At 67.6% G+C, this 16,773-nt stretch carries 16 protein-coding genes; 11 read left to right on the top strand and 5 right to left on the bottom strand.

Annotated features, from left to right (window positions below):
- Window position 1: 1 nt before the first annotated feature.
- From WJ16_RS27985 to WJ16_RS27970, 4 genes are all read left to right on the top strand, one after another.
- A complete protein-coding gene (locus tag WJ16_RS27985; RefSeq protein ID WP_069260258.1) occupies window positions 2–964 on the top strand; it encodes a VOC family protein in 963 nt (320 codons plus the stop codon).
- Window positions 961–2,205, top strand: coding sequence for an NAD(P)/FAD-dependent oxidoreductase (locus WJ16_RS27980; RefSeq protein WP_069260257.1), 1,245 nt, complete (start codon window positions 961–963; stop codon window positions 2,203–2,205). The genes WJ16_RS27985 and WJ16_RS27980 overlap by 4 nt, the downstream gene beginning before the upstream one ends.
- Window positions 2,206–2,235: 30 nt before the next feature.
- The gene (locus WJ16_RS27975; RefSeq protein ID WP_069260256.1) at window positions 2,236–3,636 is read left to right on the top strand and encodes an MFS transporter; all 1,401 of its coding nucleotides are present in this window, start codon (window positions 2,236–2,238) and stop codon (window positions 3,634–3,636) included.
- Between the two features lie 170 nt (window positions 3,637–3,806).
- Window positions 3,807–4,397 carry a GNAT family N-acetyltransferase gene (locus tag WJ16_RS27970; RefSeq protein ID WP_069260255.1) on the top strand — a complete coding sequence of 197 codons (591 nt, stop codon included), beginning with the start codon at window positions 3,807–3,809 and terminating at the stop codon, window positions 4,395–4,397.
- Window position 4,398: 1 nt separating this feature from the next.
- On the opposite strand, the gene WJ16_RS27965 is transcribed toward WJ16_RS27970, so the two are convergent.
- Window positions 4,399–5,325, bottom strand: coding sequence for an ADP-ribosylglycohydrolase family protein (locus tag WJ16_RS27965; protein ID WP_084636122.1), 927 nt, complete (start codon window positions 5,323–5,325; stop codon window positions 4,399–4,401).
- A gap of 312 nt (window positions 5,326–5,637) precedes the next feature.
- Between WJ16_RS27965 and WJ16_RS27960 the strand changes: the two genes are divergently transcribed.
- Complete coding sequence (locus WJ16_RS27960; protein ID WP_069260254.1) at window positions 5,638–6,051, top strand: PPC domain-containing DNA-binding protein; 414 nt, start codon at window positions 5,638–5,640, stop codon at window positions 6,049–6,051.
- 155 nt (window positions 6,052–6,206) lie between these two features.
- Here the strand turns inward: WJ16_RS27960 and acnB are convergent, their stop codons facing one another.
- From acnB to WJ16_RS27940, 4 genes are all read right to left on the bottom strand, one after another.
- Window positions 6,207–8,792, bottom strand: a complete 2,586-nt coding sequence (acnB, locus tag WJ16_RS27955) for a bifunctional aconitate hydratase 2/2-methylisocitrate dehydratase (protein WP_069260253.1) — start codon at window positions 8,790–8,792, stop codon at window positions 6,207–6,209.
- Between the two features lie 335 nt (window positions 8,793–9,127).
- Window positions 9,128–9,601, bottom strand: coding sequence for a nuclear transport factor 2 family protein (locus WJ16_RS27950; RefSeq protein ID WP_069260252.1), 474 nt, complete (start codon window positions 9,599–9,601; stop codon window positions 9,128–9,130).
- 301 nt (window positions 9,602–9,902) lie between these two features.
- Window positions 9,903–10,151, bottom strand: a complete 249-nt coding sequence (locus tag WJ16_RS27945) for an adhesin (RefSeq protein WP_069260251.1) — start codon at window positions 10,149–10,151, stop codon at window positions 9,903–9,905.
- A gap of 665 nt (window positions 10,152–10,816) precedes the next feature.
- The gene (locus WJ16_RS27940) at window positions 10,817–11,251 is read right to left on the bottom strand and encodes a universal stress protein (RefSeq protein WP_069260250.1); all 435 of its coding nucleotides are present in this window, start codon (window positions 11,249–11,251) and stop codon (window positions 10,817–10,819) included.
- Window positions 11,252–11,618: 367 nt separating this feature from the next.
- Between WJ16_RS27940 and WJ16_RS27935 the strand changes: the two genes are divergently transcribed.
- The 6 genes from WJ16_RS27935 (at window position 11,619) to WJ16_RS27910 (ending at window position 16,732) form a co-directional block, all read left to right on the top strand.
- The gene (locus WJ16_RS27935) at window positions 11,619–13,103 is read left to right on the top strand and encodes an amidase (RefSeq protein WP_069260249.1); all 1,485 of its coding nucleotides are present in this window, start codon (window positions 11,619–11,621) and stop codon (window positions 13,101–13,103) included.
- A 544-nt stretch (window positions 13,104–13,647) separates the two neighbouring features.
- Window positions 13,648–14,334, top strand: a complete 687-nt coding sequence (locus WJ16_RS27930; protein ID WP_069260248.1) for a hypothetical protein — start codon at window positions 13,648–13,650, stop codon at window positions 14,332–14,334.
- Between the two features lie 86 nt (window positions 14,335–14,420).
- Entirely contained in the window at window positions 14,421–15,251 is an 831-nt protein-coding gene (locus WJ16_RS27925; protein ID WP_069260247.1) for an arylamine N-acetyltransferase family protein, read from the top strand.
- Window positions 15,252–15,338: 87 nt separating this feature from the next.
- Window positions 15,339–15,515, top strand: coding sequence for a ribbon-helix-helix domain-containing protein (locus tag WJ16_RS27920; RefSeq protein WP_069260246.1), 177 nt, complete (start codon window positions 15,339–15,341; stop codon window positions 15,513–15,515).
- A gap of 1 nt (window position 15,516) precedes the next feature.
- On the top strand, window positions 15,517–15,864 hold the full coding sequence (locus WJ16_RS27915; RefSeq protein ID WP_069260245.1) for a VOC family protein: 348 nt from the start codon (window positions 15,517–15,519) through the stop codon (window positions 15,862–15,864).
- A 7-nt stretch (window positions 15,865–15,871) separates the two neighbouring features.
- Complete coding sequence (locus WJ16_RS27910; RefSeq protein ID WP_069260244.1) at window positions 15,872–16,732, top strand: class I SAM-dependent methyltransferase; 861 nt, start codon at window positions 15,872–15,874, stop codon at window positions 16,730–16,732.
- The last annotated feature ends 41 nt before the right edge of the window (window positions 16,733–16,773 follow it).

The raw sequence follows: 16,773 nt of genomic DNA, 5'->3' as shown, positions 1-16,773 counted from the left end.
AATGAGCATTTTGGGAATCGAGCAGATCACGTACGGCGTCGACGATCTCGCGACCTGCCGGCGCTTTTTCGCCGACTGGGGGCTGAAGGAAGTCGAGCACGACGACACGCAAGCACGCTTCGAGACGCTGAACGGCTGCACCGTGCTGGTCGTCAAGGCCGACGATCCGGCGCTGCCGCCCGCGTTCGAAGCGGGCCCGACGGTGCGCGAAGTCACGTGGGGCGTCGCGACGCAGCAGGAACTCGACGCGCTGCGCGGCAAGCTCGCCGGCCAGCCCGGCTTTTACGCACGGAAGGACGCGCTCGGCTGTACCGACCCGAACGGGATGGCGATTCGCATCGAAGTCACGCGCAAGCGTGAACTCGACATCACCGGCTCGCCGTCGAACGTGTGGGGCCGCACGCTGCGCGTCGACCAACCGAGCCCGATCTACGCACGCGCGGAGCCGGTCGAGGTCGGCCACGTGGTGTTCTTCACGAACTGCCTCGACGCACAGGAAAAGTTCTATCACGAGCTGCTCGGCTTCGAGACGTCCGACCGTTATCCGGGCCGCGGTGCGTTCATGCGCTGCGCGCCGCACGGCGGCCACCACGACCTGTTCCTGCTCGCGCTGCCGAACGGCAAGCGCGGCCTGAACCATGTCGCGTTCACCGTGCGCGATATTCACGAAGTGTTCGGCGGCGGCCTGCACATCGACCGCTGCGGCTGGCAAACGCAACTCGGCCCGGGACGCCACCCGGTGTCGTCCGCGTACTTCTGGTACTTCCAGAATCCGGCCGGCGGCCTGATCGAGTACTACGCGGACGAGGACATGCTGACGCCCGAGTGGCAGCCGCGCGAATTCGAACCGGGCCCGACCGTGTTCGCCGAATGGGCCGTCGACGGCGGCCTCGACGGCAACACGCGCCGGCAGAAGGACGCGAAGGCGCCGGAAGGCAAGTTCATGACGGAGCGCAAATCGTGAGCGAAGGGACCACACAGGAGCAGGCCGCGCCCGGCACGGTCGTCGTGATCGGCGGCGGCCAGGCGGCCGGCTGGGTGCTGAAGACGCTGCGCGCGGAAGGCTACGCGGGCCGCCTCGTGATGATCGCGGACGAACCGCATCTGCCGTACGAGCGTCCGCCGCTGTCGAAGGCCGTGCTGGTTGGCGACGCCGACATCGACACCGTGCGCGTCGTGCGCCCGGACGAATTCGACACGCTGAACGTCGAAGCGTGGCAGCCGGAACGTGCCGCGTCGATCGACCGCGCCCGCCGCGTCGTGAAAACCGCAAGCGGCCGCGAGATCGAATACGACCGCCTCGTGATCGCGACCGGCGGCACGTCGCGCCGCCTGCCGGATTCGATCGTCAGGACGCCGAACCTGCATTACCTGCGCACGCTCGACGAAGCGGCCGCGCTGGGCGAGAAGCTGCGCGCGAGCCGGCGCGTGCTCGTGATCGGCGGCGGCTGGATCGGCCTCGAAGTCGCGGCGACCGCGCGCAAGCTCGGTGTCGACGCCGTGGTGGTCGAAGGCGCGCCGCGGCTGTGCGGGCGCTCGGTGCCGCAGATCGTGTCGGATTTCCTGCTCGACCTGCATCGCGCGAACGGCGTCGACGTGCGGCTCGGTGCGGCGCTCGCGTCGCTCGACGCGCAGCCGGGCGATGCGTCGAAGGTCCGCGCGACGCTCGCTGACGGCACGACGATCGACGCCGATTTCGCGGTGGCCGGCATCGGCCTCGCGCTGAACGCGTCGCTCGCGAGCGACGCGGGGCTGGCGGTCGACGACGGCATCGTCGTCGACGAATTCGGCGCGACGAGCGACCCGGCGATCTTCGCGTGCGGCGACGTCGCGAACCATCACAACGGCTGGCTGAAGCGGCGCGTGCGGCTCGAATCGTGGGCCAATGCGCAGAACCAGGCGATCGCGGCCGCGAAGGCGGTGCTCGGCGTGCGTGCGCCGTACGCGGAGATTCCGTGGTTCTGGTCCGATCAGTACGACGTGAACCTGCAGATCCTCGGCGATCTGCCGGCCGATGCGCAGCTCGTCGTGCGCGGCGAGCTGGCCGCGCGTCGGGCGACGTTGTTTTTCGTGGGCGAAGGACATGTGAGAGGTGTCATCGCCGTCAACAACGCGCGCGAGCTGAAACTCGCGCGCAAGTGGATGAACCAGGGCCGGGCAGTCGATACGGAAGCCCTGGCAGACACGAGCAAGGCCTTGGCCTGACCGCGCGACGAGACACAGGAGACTCCCCGCATGAGCACTTTCGACAACGTCGTGGCCGGACGCGCCACGATGGAAGCTGCCGCCTCCACGCCCGGCGCGATCATCGCGCGGCTCGAGCGGCTTCCCGCCAACGCGATGCAGATCCGTGCGCGCGTGCTGATCGGCGCCGCAACGTTCTTCGACGGCTTCGACGTGATCACGATCGCGGCGACGCTGCCACTGTTGATTCACAAGTGGGGGCTGTCGCCGACGCAGATCGGCATGCTGATCGCGTCCGGCGCGATCGGCCAGCTGATCGGCGCCTTCCTGTTTCCCGCGCTGTCCGAGAAACACGGCCGCGTGAAGGCGATCGCGTGGAGTTCGGCCGTGATCGGCGTCACGAGCATCGCATGCGGCTTCGCGCCGACGTTCGAGATCTTCGTGCTGCTGCGGATCTTGCAGGGCCTGGGGCTCGGCGGCGAGCTGCCGGTCGCCGCGACGTACATCAACGAGATCACGCGCGCCCATGGCCGCGGCCGTTTCGTGCTGCTGTACGAGATCGTGTTCCCGATCGGCCTGCTCGTGTCGATGGCGCTCGGCGCATGGCTCGTGCCGCGCTTCGGCTGGGAAATCATGTACTTCGTCGGCGGGCTGCCGCTGATCCTGTCGCTGGTGCTTACGCGCCTCGTGCCGGAGTCGCCGCGCTGGCTCGCGTCGCGCGGGCGTCTGGCCGAAGCAGGGCGGGCGGTCGGCGCGTTCGAAACGTCGGTGCGCGGCGAGCTGCCGCCCGTCACGCAGGCGGCCGCGTTCGACGAGATGGTGCGCCAGCATCCGAAGCGCAAGATGAGCGACCTGTTCAGCGCCGCGTATCGCAAGCGCACGCTCGCGGTCGCGACGTTGTGGGCGACCTGTGGGTTCATCCAGTACGGGCTGTCGACGTGGCTGCCGACGATCTACAAGAACTTCTATCACGCGCCGCTGCAGCTCGCGCTGAACCTCGCGGTGATCGGCTCGGTGATGGGCGTGCTCGGGTCGCTGGCGTCCGCGCTGCTCGTCGACAAGCTCGGCCGCAAGCCGGTGATCGTCTGGTCGTTCGTGCTGTGCGCGCTGTCGTTGGCGCTCGCGGGCATCTATCACGCGTCGTCGGTGTACGTCGTTGCGCTTTTCTGCTCGCTGTCGCTCGGGTTGATGGCGTCGGGGTTCATTACCGCGTACGTCTATACGCCGGAGCAGTATCCGACGAGCATCCGCGCGTCGGGCTGCGGGCTCGGCAGCGCGTGGCTGAAGATCGCATCGTTCGTCGCGCCGATGGTCGTGCCGCACGCGATCATCGGCGGGAACCTCGCGCCGGCGTTCTACCTGATCGGCGTCGTGCCGCTGATCGCGGCGCTGACCGTGCACTTCGTCGGGATCGAGACGAAGGGGAAGGTGCTCGAAGCGCTGGAAGCGTAAGCGCGGCCGGTGGTAGCGGATGACGTGACGAGGCCCGGGCGGATGTCCGGGCCTTTTTGTCTGGTGCGACGCGGGTGCCGGAGCTGAGCGCGTCGTGCGAACGCGCGCAGTGACCGGCTTGCGGTTTGCGTGTTCTAATTCACGCTTCCGTTTTCAGAACGACTGTCGCCATGCCTTTGTTCGAACCCGTCACGCTGAGTACCTCCCGCCTCGTCCTGCGGCCGCTGCGCGAAGCCGACGCGCACGCGTTCTTCGAGATCTGGTCGGATGTGGAAGCGATGCGCTATTTCTCGTTCGCGCCGATGACGCGCGTCGAACAGGCCGTCGAGCGCGTCGCGCGCAACCTGACGACGTCCGCGAGCGGACAGGACCTGATCTGCGTGCTCGAACTGCGGGAAACCGGCGAAGCGCTCGGCGAATGCGCGCTGTTCCATGCGAACGAGCAATGCCGGCGCGCCGAGATCGGCTTCAGCCTGCGGCGCGCGTTCTGGCGCGGCGGCTACATGCGCGAGGCGGCATCGGCCGTGCTCGATCACGCGTTCGGCACGCTGCGGCTGAACCGGATTGAAGCCGATATCGATCCGCGCAACGTCGCATCGGCGCAGTTGCTCGAACGCCTCGGGTTCACGCGAGAAGGGGTGCTGCGCGAACGCTGGATCGTCGGCGACGAAGTGTCGGACAGCGCGCTGTACGGGTTGCTGGCGAGCGACCGGCGCGCGCGATGCGCCGGTGCGCGGGTCGCTTCGACGCCGGCGCGATGACTCACAGCTTCGCGAGCCGGTCCTCGACCATGTCTCTCCCGCGCAGCGTCGCCCTCCATCGATCGGGCAGCGCCTGCTCGCCATACAGCGCGCCGGCGAGGCTGCCGGCGATGGCCGCGGTCGTATCCGTGTCGTTGCCGAGCGCGATCGCGCGCTTCACGCAGTCTTCGTAGCTGCGCGTCGACAGCAGGCAATGGATCGACGACCAGAAGCTGTCGACCACGTACCCGGAGCCTTGCGGCGCATCGAAGCGGCCATCGAGCACGACCTTCAGTTCGATCTCGTCGGCCGTGCCCGCGTAGCGCGTCAGCAGCTCGTCTTCAGCCGCGCGCACCGCATCGGGCGCGGGCTGGCCTTCGACGATGCCCCACGCCGTCAGCGCATAGAGCGCACAGCACAGCTGCGAGCGCACGTGGCCGTGCGTGACGACGCTCTGCCGGCACGCGAGCCGGATCGTTTCGTCGCGCGATGCGGCGGCGATCACCACCGGAAAGCAGCGCATCAGCGCGCCGTTGCCGTTGTCGTGCTCGCCGTCCGGGCCTGCCGCTGACGGCGCCGCGCCGGCCGCCAGCGCATGGAGCGCCCGCTGCGTTTGCAGGCCGACGTCGAACACGCAGCCGTCCGGCGTGAAGGCGCCGCGATGAAACCAGTCCTGCAGGTTGCGGGCGAATGCATCGAGGTTCAGGCTGCGGTCGTCCGTCAGCGCGTCGAGCAACGCGAGCGCCTGCGCGCCGTCGTCGCTCCAGGTGCCGGGCGGCACGCCGTCGTGTGCGCGCGCAAAGCCGGGCGGCGGCGTCATGTCGATCGCGGCGGGCGGCGGAATCGACGCCGCGTCGTGGAATTCGTACGGCACGCCCAGCGCGTCGCCGATCAGCAGGCCAAGCAGGCCGCCGCGCAGCCGGTATCGTCGGTTCGGAATCGCTGTCATCGGAACGGGTTCGGATGGGTGGTTCGCGTGGAATACGGTGCAGGCTAGACCATTCGCCCGCGCATGCCTAGCCGATATGTCGCGGCCGGTGCGAACGCATGCAGCAGGGGCGGTGTGCGCCGGTGAACTGGAGTCGAACGGTAGCGGACGAACCGATACCGGAAGACGATACATCATGGCCGGGAAATTTTCGCTGCAACGAGGGCGCGCAATGCGTGCCGCCGCCGACCGACCGGGCGACGACGGCCTTGCCCGATTGGCGGCGCGAACTTACCCTTTGTCGACATCCCGGCTCCGAACAGGATCGCGACCATGCAAGCCCACCCTCTGCGTCTGTCCCCCGGCGACGACCTGCGCGCGTCGATCGAGCATGCATTGCGTCGGCACGACGCGCACGCGGCATTCGTGATCCAGGGCATCGGCAGCCTGAGCGTCGCGCAGTTGCGCTTCGCCGGGGCCGACGCGCCGACCGAACTGCGCGGCGACCTCGAAATCCTGACGCTGGCCGGCTCGGTATCGCCGGACGGCGCACACCTGCACATGTCCGTTTCCGATCGCGTCGGCCGCGTGTCCGGCGGCCATGTGGCCAGCGGCTGCGTGGTGCGTACGACCGCCGAGATCCTGCTGGCCGTGCTGCCCGCGCATCGCTTTGCGCGCGAGCCCGACCCGCACACCGGCTTCAACGAACTGGTGATCCGCCGCGAGCCGGGCGGCGACGGCGCGTGACCGTCGCGACACGGCGCTTGAATCGCCGGTCATGCGACTGCTGATCGACCGGAATCCCGGCGCCGGATAAAAAAATGGCGCCGCAGGCATTGAGCCTGCGACGCCATCGCGTGGTGCTCCGACGTCGACCGCCCGTCGCAGCCCGCTGCGCGTGCTTACAGCTGCACGGTGTCGGCCACTTCCTTGAAGTCTTCGATCTGGTCGAAGTTCATGTACTTGTAGATCTTGTCGCCGTTCGCGCTGAGCACGCCCATGTCGGCCATGTACTCTTCCTTGGTCGGAATCTTGCCCAGACGCGAGCAGATTGCCGCCAGTTCCGCCGAGCCGAGATACACGTTCGTGTTCTTGCCGAGACGGTTCGGGAAGTTGCGGGTCGACGTGGACATGACCGTCGCGCCTTCGCGCACCTGGGCCTGGTTACCCATGCACAGCGAGCAGCCCGGCATTTCGGTACGCGCGCCGGCCGTGCCGAACACGCCGTAGTGACCTTCTTCGGTCAGCTGCTTCTGGTCCATCTTGGTCGGCGGCGCGACCCACAGCTTGACCGGAATGTCGCGCTTGCCTTCGAGCAGCTTCGACGCGGCACGGAAGTGACCGATGTTGGTCATGCACGAGCCGATGAACACTTCGTCGATCTTCGCGCCCGCGACGTCGGACAGCGTCTTCACGTCGTCCGGATCGTTCGGGCATGCGACGATCGGCTCATGGATGTCGGCGAGGTCGATCTCGATGACGGCCGCGTACTCGGCGTCGGCATCCGGCGACAGCAGTTGCGGGTCGGCCAGCCACTGTTCCATCGCCGCGATCCGGCGCTGCAGGCTGCGCGGATCCTGGTAGCCCTGCGCGATCATCCACTTCAGCAGCGTGATGTTGCTGTTCAGGTACTCGATGATCGGTTCCTTGTTCAGGCGCACCGTGCAACCGGCCGCCGAACGCTCTGCCGACGCATCCGACAGCTCGAACGCCTGCTCGACCTTCAGGTCGGGGAGGCCTTCGATTTCGAGGATGCGGCCCGAGAAGATGTTCTTCTTGCCTTGCTTGGCGACCGTCAGCATGCCCTGCTTGATCGCGTACAGCGGAATCGCGTTGACGAGGTCGCGCAGCGTGACGCCCGGCTGCATGTTGCCCTTGAAGCGGACCAGCACCGATTCCGGCATGTCGAGCGGCATCGTGCCGGTGGCGGCCGCGAACGCGACCAGGCCCGAACCTGCGGGGAAGCTGATGCCGATCGGGAAGCGCGTGTGCGAATCGCCGCCGGTGCCGACGGTGTCGGGCAGCAGCATGCGGTTCAGCCACGAGTGGATCACGCCGTCGCCCGGACGCAACGCGATGCCGCCGCGCGTGCTGATGAAGTTCGGCAGCGTCTGGTGCGTCTTCACGTCGACCGGCTTCGGATACGCGGCGGTGTGGCAGAACGACTGCATCACGAGGTCGGCCGAGAAGCCGAGGCACGCGAGATCCTTCAGTTCGTCGCGGGTCATCGGGCCCGTGGTGTCCTGCGAGCCGACCGAGGTCATCTTCGGTTCGCAGTACGTGCCCGGGCGCACGCCCTGGCCCTCCGGCAGACCGCACGCGCGGCCGACCATCTTCTGCGCGAGCGAGAAGCCCTTGCCGCTGTCGGCCGGCTGGTGCGGCAGGCGGAACAGCGTCGACGGCGCGAGGCCCAGCGCTTCACGCGCCTTCGCGGTCAGGCCGCGGCCGATGATCAGCGGAATGCGGCCGCCGGCGCGCACTTCGTCGAACAGCACGTCGGACTTGACCTGGAATTCGGCGATGACCTTGCCGTCCTTCAGCGCCTTGCCTTCGTACGGGCGCAGTTCGACCACGTCGCCCATGTTCATCTGCGACACGTCGAGCTCGATCGGCAGCGCGCCGGCATCTTCCATCGTGTTGTAGAAGATCGGGGCGATCTTGCCGCCGAGGCACACGCCGCCGAAGCGCTTGTTCGGCACGAACGGGATGTCTTCGCCGGTGAACCACAGCACCGAGTTGGTGGCCGACTTGCGCGAGGAGCCGGTGCCGACCACGTCGCCCACGTAGGCGACCAGGTGACCCTTTTCCTTCAGCGATTCGATGAACTTGACGGGGCCGCGCTTGCCGTCTTCTTCCGGCGTGATGCCCGGGCGCGCGTTCTTCAGCATCGCCAGCGCGTGCATCGGGATGTCGGGGCGGGTGGTGGCGTCCGGCGCCGGCGACAGGTCGTCGGTGTTGGTTTCGCCCGTGACCTTGAACACGGTGATGGTCAGGCTTTGCGGCACTTCCGGACGGCTCGTGAACCATTCGGCGTCGGCCCAGCTTTGCAGCACGGCCTTCGCGTGCGCGTTGCCCTTGTCGGCGAGTTCCTTCACGTCGTGGAACTGGTCGAACATCAGCAGGGTTTTCTTCAGTGCGTCGGCGGCGACGGCGGCCACGGCTTCATCGGACAGCAGCTCGATCAGCGGCTGGATGTTGTAGCCGCCGAGCATCGTGCCGAGCAGTTCGGTCGCGCGTTCGCGCGAGATCAGCGGGCAGGCGGTCTCGCCCTTGGCCACGGCGGCCAGGAAGCCGGCCTTCACGCGGGCGGCTTCGTCGACGCCGGCAGGCACGCGATGGGTGATCAGGTCGAGCAGCGTCTGCTCTTCGCCGGCCGGCGGGTTCGTCAGCAGTTCCACCAGTTCGGCGGTCTGTTGAGCCGTCAGCGGCAGGGGAGGAATACCGAGCGCGGCGCGGGCGGCCACGTGAGCACGAAAGTTTTCAAGCATGGGGAGACCTGCTGATATTGCGTTTGAGGGGAAGGCCTTGCCGGCACTCCGGGGCTGTTCCAGGCACTGCTTTGCAGCCGGATTCTAATCTCAATGCGCTTTAACGTCAAATGTCTTATGTCTTATATAAGAGTTGGCGGTCGGAGTGCGGGGAAGCGTGATGGCGCGAGGGAGTCGGTGGTTTCGGACGTGTAGCGGAGGCGCGGGTGGCCCCGAAGCCGACGAAAGCCGGTTTCGCCAGTACGGTCTCAAGAATCCGGACGGTGTTCTGCCCGATCCGGCTTGCCACCCGATCGACGCGACGATGAAGCGATGACGGCGAGTAATGGTGGGTGCTATTTCCGTTTCGCGCGATACGCGTCGAGATTCTTCCGCGCCTGCGCGCGGATCGCCCGTTGCACGAAAGGTGTCCAGCCGAGCAGCGCGCCTTTCAGCCCCAGTGCCTGACGCGACCAGCGCCACAGGTCGAAGCTGTCGCGATGCTCGACGATGCGTCCGTCGCGAAACCGGAACCGCGCATCGATCCGGTTGACCACCATGCGGTTGGTCGCGGTGAACCGGTATTGGGCGGTCCACCTGGCGCGCCCGGTCTGTTGATCCGCGTCGACGTCGCCGAACGTCAATGAAAAGTCCTGCGCACGCGCGACCAGCATGCGCCACATGTCGCGTGCGAGGTCGCCGCGCAGTTCGCCGAACGCCGGATCGCTGAAGACGACGTCATCGGCGTAGCACGCGAGCATCGCGTCGACATCGCGCTGCTGGAATGCGGTGTAGAAGCGCTGGATCAACTCGGTGTTCGGATGGGTCATTTCTGGATGGGTTGTGGTTGCCGAAGAGGCGGCGTTTCGGTGCGGCGGCCGGAAATTCGGCCGGTTGAGCGACCGGAGCATGGCGAACGGCAACGATGCCACGATCGAGCCGATGCCGGCGCGTATTCTTCGCGACTCTGCCGGTCGGTCACGCGCAGATCTGCAGACGTGCGGTGTGCCGCCGCCCGTATCGTGACATGCGTCTCGATCTCGATCGAAAAAGCAGGAAGGGAGGCGGGTGGGTGCGGCCGGGGTTCAGCCGGCATGGGCCGGCTGCGACCGGAGCGTCAACCGACGTGCATCAGCGGTTCGCCAGCGCGACATCCGGGTTGCCGCGCCCCGTCACCAGGCAGCCCGACATGTATGCCTCGCTCTGGCTGCCGGCGGCCGCTTCGCCGAAACCGCGGCCGAGCGCGTCGACCTTCACCTGCGCGGCGCCCTGTTCGCAAGCAAGCGGGCTGGTGTCGCGGCCCTGCGCGTGCAGGATCGCGCGACCGCCAATGAGATAGGCCAGCAGCGCGAAAACAGCGATATGTACGGCTCGTCTCATGGTTCGTCTCCTCGTCGCGCTAGCGTAACGCGGACCCGCTTGACGAAGCACTTGGGGGTTCCCCCGGTAAACGTCTGCTGAAACCGCGGTGAACGCGGTGGTTCTGTCCCGTTTTTCGGGCTCGGCGTGGCGTGCGGCGGGGGCACTCAATTTCAATGCGGCCGGCGGACGAAACCGGACGGGCGGCGAGACGTTGGCGCGATGGTTTTCAGCGCAACCGGCGCGCGATTCACGCGAGTTTGACGAATGTCAGGTTACGGGCGGGAGGGGGCGGTCGTGCGGCCGTTCAAGGCGATAGCATGAATGCACGATTTGACGGAACGCGATCGCGGAGGCGTGCATCGGTTCCGGCAAGCAGGTTCGTGTTGAACATCGCTATCGAAATAGTGAGGAATCCAAATGCTTGACGTCTCTTCCGTGCTGATCAGCCTCGCCCCGATGTGGGCCATCCTGCTCGTTGCATCTTCGGCGGCCGCTTATTTCGTATTCTGGCGCAAGGTCATCGAATAAGCGCTGCTTGAAGGTGGGTGCGCGTGCGGGCGGCATGACATCACGCGTTGCGTAACGCCCGCATGCGTGCGGCATTGCTCGTTCGATCGCCGCCGAGGCTGACGAACGACTCGTCGGCGCGAACCGCCGTCACCGCGCCGCTGCGCGTCATCCCGTCATTGCACGGCCGTGACCGGCACGTTCGAAATCCGCACGAGCCGGCTCATCACGCTGCGGCGAAACACCGACAGCAGCGCATGCAGCGGACCGTGCCGTGGCGCGACGACCACGATCTCGTCACATCCTGTTTCTGCCGCGACGGACGCGATCGTATCGGCCACCGGGCCCACCTTCATCACGACGCTGTACTTGACGCCGGCTTCCTGCAGGATCCGTTCGGCCATCGCCAGATCGTCGGACGCGAACTTCTCCTCGATCGAACGCAGCCGCGACAGCGGATGGTAGGCCTCGAGCCGCGTCGATTCGAGCGGCACCTGAACGTTGATCAGCACGATCTCCGATGCGCACCGTTCGCGATACAGGAAGGTCGCATGGCGAACCGCCTGAAGCGAGCGGGGTGAGTGGCCGACCGGAACCAGCAGCTTGAGCATGAACGTTGTCCAGGAAACGAGATGATTCCAGCGTAGCGCGCCGCCGGGCCGAACGATCTAAAGAGAACGGGCGACCGCGTAAAAATGTCGTTAACGCGGGCCGCCTCGTGCCGCGCCTAATAGAAATATAAGAAATTTAAGTTTATGCGCATAAACGATTTCATCGGCGGGGCGGCGCGCGGCAAGCGTGGCCTGCTGGCCCCGATTTAGTCGAAACCGCAATGAATCGCGGCGGAAAATATCGGAGGTGGCCGATCCGGCGTCGCGTAGAGTAGTGCATCGGCCGCGGCGCGGCCGCTTCCGGCCGGCTCGGGAGCGACCGCCGTCATGCGGCCCGCCATTCCATCCCGCTTCCAGGAGACCCCGCATGCCGCACGGCGCCCCGCAGCTTCTCGCTCCCGCTTCCATCCCGGTCGACCCGATCGTGCGCCTGTCGGCGAGCGAGCTCGCGTCGGCGATCCGCGGCAAGGCCGTGTCGTGCGTCGAGACGATGCGCGCGTATCTCGATCACGTCGAGCGTGTGAACGGCGCGGTCAATGCGATCGTCGCGCTGCGCGATCGCGACGCGCTGCTCGCCGAAGCCGCGGACAAGGATGCCGCGCTCGCACGCGGCGAGTACCACGGCTGGATGCACGGGATGCCGCAGGCGCCGAAGGATCTGGCGATGACGAAGGGGCTGCGGACGACCTTCGGCTCGCCGATCTTCCGCGAAAACGTGCCGCAGGCCGATTCCGTGGGTGTCGCGCGGATGCGCGCGGCCGGCGCGATCTTCATCGGCAAGACCAACACGCCGGAATTCGGGCTCGGCTCGCATACGTTCAACGAGGTCTACGGCGCGACGCGCAACCCGTACGACCAGACGAAAAGCGCGGGCGGCAGCAGCGGCGGCACGGCGGCGGCGCTCGCGTCGCGGATGCTGCCGGTGGCGGACGGCAGCGATTTCGGCGGTTCGCTGCGCAATCCGGCCGCGTTCTGCAACGTCTACGGCTTCCGTCCGTCGCAGGGCCGCGTGCCGCGCTGGCCGGGCGTCGACGTGTTCGTGCAGCAGCTCGGCACGGAAGGGCCGATGGGCCGCACGGTCGGCGACGTTGCGCAGCTGCTCGCGATCCAGGCCGGCTACGACCGCAACGATCCGCTGTCGCTCGCGGAAGATCCGGCCGTATTCGCACAGCCGCTCGACGCCGACCTGCGCGGCAGGCGGATCGCGTGGGTCGGCGACTGGAACGGCTATCTCGCGACCGAGGCCGGCGTGCTCGCGCTGTGCGAACAGGGGCTGGCGACGTTGCGCGAGATCGGCTGTGACGTCGATGCCGCGCTGCCGGCGTTCGCGCCCGACCGGATCTGGCGCCTGTGGCTCGCGCACCGGCATCTGCTGTCCGGCGGCGGGCTGCTGGCGCACTATCGCGATCCGGCGCGGCGTGCGCTGCTGAAGCCCGAGGCGATCTACGAGGTCGAAGGGCTGCTCGCGATGCAGGGCGCGGCCGTGTTCGACGCGAGTGTCGAGCGCACCGCGTGGCATCAGGCCGTGCTGAGTTTTTTCGACCGCTACGACTTCATCGCGGCGCCGACCGCGCAGGTGTTCCCGTTCGACGTCGAGCAGCGCTGGCCGAAGGAGATCGCGGGCCGCGCGATGGATACCTATCACCGCTGGATGGAAACGGTCGTGCCGTGGACGCTGGCCGGCTGCCCGGTGATCAGCGTGCCGGTCGGCTTCAACGACGCGGGGCTGCCGATGGGGATGCAACTGATCGGGCGGCCGCGCGCGGATCTCGCGGTGCTGCAGCTCGCGCGTGGTTACGAGCAGGCGGCCGATTGGGTGGGTGCGCGACTGCCCGGGTGGATGGCTGCGTAGCCCGGTGCAATCGTAGCCGCAGCCGGGGCTGGTTGCGGAGGGTGGATCGAGAAGCGGGCGGCGGCAAGCTGCCCGTTTTGCATTGAATCCCGAATGTATTGTCAGGTGGCTTGCGTCACGCCGCCATGGCAACGGCAACGGCAACGGCAACGGCAACCGACTCGGACACCGAAGCGTCGCGCGACAGCGTGGCGCCACGTCACGATCGCTGCGCGGTACCGTCCGCAGCCACTGCCGCGCCGATCGATGGTGATACGACGCACATTCAAAGACGCGCGACGTCTGGCAGACCTCCGGCCGTATCACTGCGCAATCGCGCAACCGCTACCGTCGACCGTCATTCCTGCAACTCGCGAACGAATTCACCCGCGTGCCCGACTATCGCGCAGCCTATGCGGGTGAATCCACCCCTCCGCATACGCCGGCCTAGGAATTGCAAGCGTCCGCGCCACGTGATTTCGTTTCGATGTGTTTCAGTCGTTGCGGCGGCGCGCGGCGCGCTTCGACAATATCGGCTTCGATCATTCCGGCACGAGGAACACACATGAAGCAGATTCGCGCGACGGGCCGGTACCTGGCCACCGCAGGCATCGCGTTCGGAATCCTGGCGAGCGGCGCCGCGCACGCGCAGCTCGACCTGCAGTCGATCGGCGCGTCGCTGCTCGGCGGCGGCCAGCAGCAGGCCGCGCCCACGCAGGGCGGCGTCGCGCAGTTGCTGCAGGCGTATGTCGGTGCGAACCAGCAGGTGCTGACCGGCCAGTCGTCGCTCGCGTCGGCGATGGGGCTCACCGGCGCGGCCGGGCAGGCGCAGCAGGCCGCGAGCCAGCTCACCGGCGGCGATGCGCTGACGCCGGCCGCGCTGTCGCAGATGGGCGGCGCGCAGCAATCGGTGTCGCAGGCGCTCGGCCAGGCCTTCGCGAGCGGCGGCGCGACGCACGGGCCGATCGACAAGCAGGCGTTCAGCAACGGCCTCGCGTCGCTCGGGCAGGGGCTCACGCAATATTCGCAACTGCAGTCGGGGCTCGGCAATCTCGGCTCGACGAGCGCGGCGTCGCTGTTGCAGTCGGGCCTGAATCCGCAGAACATGCAGGCAGCGTCGTATATCGCGCAAAGCGCGCCGGGCCAGTTGCAGTCGCTCGCGACGACGCTCAGCCAGGCCGTGCAGTTCGCGACGAGCCAGGGCATTTCGGTGCCGTCGGTTGCGTCGTCCGCGCTGAAGCTGCTGCCGTAACGTTGCGCGGTGCGAAGAGGGCCCCGCACAACATGGGGATGGCGCACGATGCTATCGTGGCGTGTCCCTTTGTTCGGTGCAGGTTCATGACAGACTCGTTCGACCTCTCGCGCTACTTCTCCCGCATCGGCTACGACGGCCCGGCCGAGCCGACGCTCGACGTGCTGCGCCGGCTGCATCTGCTGCACCCGCAGGCGATTCCGTTCGAAAACCTCACGCCGCTGACCGGCGCGCGCGTGCCGCTCGACCTGCCGTCGATCGTCGACAAGGTGCTCGCGCATCGCCGCGGCGGCTACTGCTTCGAACTCAACAAGCTGTTCTACACCGTGCTCACGGCGATCGGTTTTCGCGTGACGCCGATGATCGCGCGCGTGCGCTGGCTGCTGCCGCCAGACGTCGTCACCGCGCATACGCACATGCTGCTGCGCATCGATCTCGACGGCGCGGCCTGGCTCGCGGACATCGGCTTCGGCAGCGCGACGCTGACCGCGCCGCTGCGCTTCGTGCCGGACGAGCGGCAACTGACGCCGCACGGCGCATTCCGTGTCGTCGCCGCGCCGGTCGACGGCGAATTCGATATGCAGATCGAGACGCCCGACGGCTGGCAGACCACCTACCGTTTCCAGCCGAAGCGGGTCGAGTGGATCGATTACGACGCCGCGAACTGGTTCACGTCGACGTATCCCGAATCGATCTTCCTGCATAACCTGATCGCCTGTCGCGTGCTGCCGGACGGCCGCGCGGCGCTGCGCAACACCACGCTGACGATTCGCGATGCGGCGGGCGTCGGGCGCACCGTCACGTTCGACGATGCGACCGCATGGGGCGCCTGCCTGCGCGACACGATCGGCATCGACACGACGGGATTCGATCTCGACGCGCTGTTCGCGCGGCTGGCGGCGCACGTCGCGACGTAACCCCGATTCACGACAGCCGATCGCGGCCCGCATGCGCGGGCTGCGTTGGCAATTGACTTTTGCTAGATTGCTAGCATACTAGTAACCATGACCGACGAAGAAGTGAAGCAGTTCAACGTGTACCTGCCGCTGAGCCTGATCCGGCAGGTCAAGCATCGCGCCATCGAAACGGAGCAGTCGCTGTCCGCGCTGGTGGCCGACGCATTGCGCGCGTACCTGGCCGCACCGCGGCCGGGCGCGGGGCCGTCCACCAAGGAGGAGTGACATGTCATCCGAGCGAATCGAAGCCGTGTACCTGACGACGCACAACTGGGGCAAGTCGGCGAAATTCTTCCAGGCGCTGGGCTTCACGCTGGAGTTCGAAACCGATCACCAGTCGGGCCAGTTGCGCAGCGGCGACGGCCCGTTCCTGTTCATCGCCGAAGTGCCGCCGGGCGAGACACCCGATATGCAAGTCGTGCTCAAGGTGGCCGACGAGCACGCGGTGCGACCGCAGCCGATCGTCGACGTCGTCACGCCGTTCGAGGATACCCACTGGGGCACGCGCGACATGACCGTGCGCGATCCGGACGGCCGCGTGTGGCGTCTGCAGGCGCCGGGCAAGGGCGCGTGAGGCTGGCATGGCCGAACTCCGCGAAACCGCCCCCGACAGCACGGCCGCCCGCGTCGCGCTGTGGCGTGCGCTGCACGTCGAACTCGATGCGCCGCCGCATGTGCTCGCCGACGAAGTCGGGCTGCAATTGCTCGCCCCCGAACCCGGCTGGCAGCAGCGCGGCGACATGGACCCGCAGTTCACGCGGCCGTTCCGTGCGTCGATCGTCGCACGGGCGCGCTTCATCGAGGATCTGGTGGTCGAGCAGGCCGCGCGCGGCGTGAGTCAGTACGTGATCCTCGGCGCGGGTCTCGACAGCTTCGTGCAGCGCCGGCCCGACATGGCGTCGCGCGTAACCGTGTTCGAAGTCGATCCGCCGGCGCCGCAGGCGTGGAAGCAGCGCCGCCTGGTCGAGCTCGGTTTCGGCGTGCCCGACTGGCTGCGTTTCGTGCCGGTCGATTTCGAGGCGAAGCAGTCGTGGCGCGCGGCGCTCGTCGGCGCGGGCTTCGATGCCGGCAAGCCGGCGGTCGTGGTGTCCACCGGCGTCAGCATGTACCTGACGCACGAAGCGAACGCGGCTGCGTTGCGCGAAGGCGCGTCGCTCGCGCCGGGCTCGACGCTCGCGATGACGTTCCTGCTGCCGCTGGAGAATGCCGACCCGGATGTGCGCCCCGGGCTGGAAATGGCCGCGAAGGGCGCGCGCGCGAGCGGCACGCCGTTCATCAGCTTCTTCATGCCGGCGCAGATCCAGGCGCTTGCGCGGGAGGCCGGCTTCGCGCAGGCCACGCACGTATCGGCGGCCGAACTGACGCGGCGCTATTTCGCCGATCGCACCGACGGCCTGCGGCCGCCGAACCACGCGGAAGAGCTGCTGGTCGCGACGGTCTGAGCCGCCGTGCCGGGGCCGGCCGGTCCGTCACGACCGGAGCG

The sequence above is a fragment of the Burkholderia metallica genome (genome assembly GCF_001718555.1).
Classification (GTDB): domain Bacteria; phylum Pseudomonadota; class Gammaproteobacteria; order Burkholderiales; family Burkholderiaceae; genus Burkholderia; species Burkholderia metallica.
This window is presented reverse-complemented; position numbering and strand designations above follow the sequence as displayed.